Raw genomic sequence first — 1,989 nt, forward strand, 5'->3', positions numbered from 1 at the left:
CCTCACCGATCGGACGGCCGCCCGCCCCACACCCCCCGGGGCGCGCGGCGATCCGATCCTCTCGGCCGCCCTGGAACCACCCCCCCTGTTCCAGGGTGGCCGGCTCTCTTCTCGGCGCTCGTCGCCCTCGTCGTCGTGACCTGGCAGGTGCTCGTCCACGGCTCCTTGGCCAGGCTCGACGAGCGGGTGTCCCGGGCCGTGGTGGACTCGGTCCCCCGGCCCCTCTCCGAACTCGCCGCCGACCTGGGCAACATGACCGTCGCCCTCCCCGTACTCGCCTGCGCCATGGCGTACGCGGTGTGGCGCGGCCGACGACTCGCGGCCCTGTACGCGGGTCTCGCCATGGCCGCCGTGCCCCTGCTCGTGATCCCCCTGAAGGAGTGGACGGCCCGCCCCGGTCCGCTGGAGCCCTGGGCGCACGGCTACTACCCGTCGGGGCACACGGCCACGGCCGCCGTCGCCTACTTCGGCGCGGCCCTCCTCGTCTCGAAACGCCTGATCCCCGTCGCCGCCGTGCTGACGGCGGTGACGGGGACCGGTCTTGTGCTGCGAGGCTTCCACTGGCCGCTCGACGTGCTGGCCAGTCTCTGTCTCTCGCTGCTGATCCTGACGGTCAGCTCCAGTTGTACGCGTCGAAGTTGTTCGAGAACTGCCACTGGTTGTAGCGGTCCCAGTTGATCGACCAGGTCATCAGGCCGCGCAGGGCCGGCCAGGTGCCGTGGGTCTGGTAGGTGCCGCAGTTGGTCTTCTTCGTCAGGCAGTCCAGGGCCTTGTGCACCTCGGCCGGGGCCGTGTGGCCGTTGCCCGCCTGGGTGGAGGCCGGGAGGCCGATCGCGACCTGTTCGGGGCGGAGGGCCGGGAAGACGCGGTCGGTGTTGCCCGCGACCGGGAAGCCGGTGAGCAGCATGTCGGTCATCGCGATGTGGAAGTCGGCGCCGCCCATCGAGTGGTACTGGTTGTCCAGGCCCATGATGGAGCCGGAGTTGTAGTCCTGGACGTGCAGCAGGGTGAGGTCGTCGCGCAGGGCGTGGATGACCGGCAGGTAGGCGCCGGCGCGCGGGTCCTGGCCGCCCCAGGGGCCGGAGCCGTAGTACTGGTAGCCGAGCTGGACGAAGAAGGTCTCCGGGGCCATGGTCAGGACGAAGTTCTGGCCGTACTTGGCCTTGAGGGTCCTGACCGCCTGGATCAGGTTGACGATGACCGGGCTGGTCGGGTTCCGGAAGTCGGTGTCGCCGGTCTGCAGGGACAGCGAGTGACCCTCGAAGTCGATGTCGAGGCCGTCGAGACCGTACTCGTCGATGATCTTCGAGACGGAGGAGACGAACGTGTCGCGGGCGGCGGTGGTGGAGAGCTGGACCTGGCCGTTCTGGCCTCCGATCGAGATCAGGACCTTCTTGCCCGCGGCCTGCTTGGCCTTGATGGCCGCCTTGAAGTCGGCGACCGACTCGACGTTCGGGCACTCCGTCGCCGGGCACAGGCTGAAGCGGATGTCGCCCGAGGTCACCGAGGTCGGCTCGCCGAAGGCGAGGTTGATGACGTCCCAGGAGGCGGGGACGTCGGCCATCCGGGTGTAGCCGGAGCCGTTGGCGAAGCTGGCGTGGAGGTAGCCGACGAGGGCGTGCGCGGGCAGGCCGGGGTTGCCCGGGTTGCCGCCGCTGGTCGTCGTCGCGCTCACGGTGGCCGACTTCGGGGACTCTCCCGCGCTGTTCACGGCGCTGACCTGGAAGGTGTACGCGGTGGAGGCGGTGAGTCCGGTGACGGTGGCCGAGGTGCCACTGACCGTCTGGACCTTGGTGGCCCCCCGGTAGACGTGGTACGAGGTGGCGCCGGAGACCGCGGACCAGGTCAGCGGCACCGTGGTGGAGGTCGGGGAGCCCGCCGCGAGGCCGGTGGGGGCGGCCGGGAGCTGCACCGGGTCGCCGCCGGGGCCGTAGAGGGAGAGGTCGTCGGCCTGGTAGGCGGGCGTGCCGTACCAGCCGTGGGTGTAGA

The 1,989-nt window shown here is 70.6% G+C and carries 2 protein-coding genes; one reads left to right on the plus strand and one right to left on the minus strand.

What is annotated here, in order from left to right; all coding sequences use genetic code 11:
- The first annotated feature begins 135 nt into the window (after positions 1 to 135).
- Positions 136 to 678, plus strand: coding sequence for a phosphatase PAP2 family protein (locus AOK00_RS35700; RefSeq protein WP_079042369.1), 543 nt, complete (start codon positions 136 to 138; stop codon positions 676 to 678).
- Here AOK00_RS35700 and AOK00_RS35705 read toward each other — a convergent pair.
- On the minus strand, positions 614 to 1,989 hold a 1,376-nt coding region (locus tag AOK00_RS35705; protein ID WP_055604256.1), incomplete at its 5' end, for a chitinase. The two genes, AOK00_RS35700 and AOK00_RS35705, sit on opposite strands and share 65 nt — an antisense overlap.

Origin of the sequence: Streptomyces aureus (assembly GCF_001418135.1) — a bacterium.
In the GTDB taxonomy this organism is placed as follows: Bacteria; Actinomycetota; Actinomycetes; order Streptomycetales; family Streptomycetaceae; genus Streptomyces; species Streptomyces aureus_A.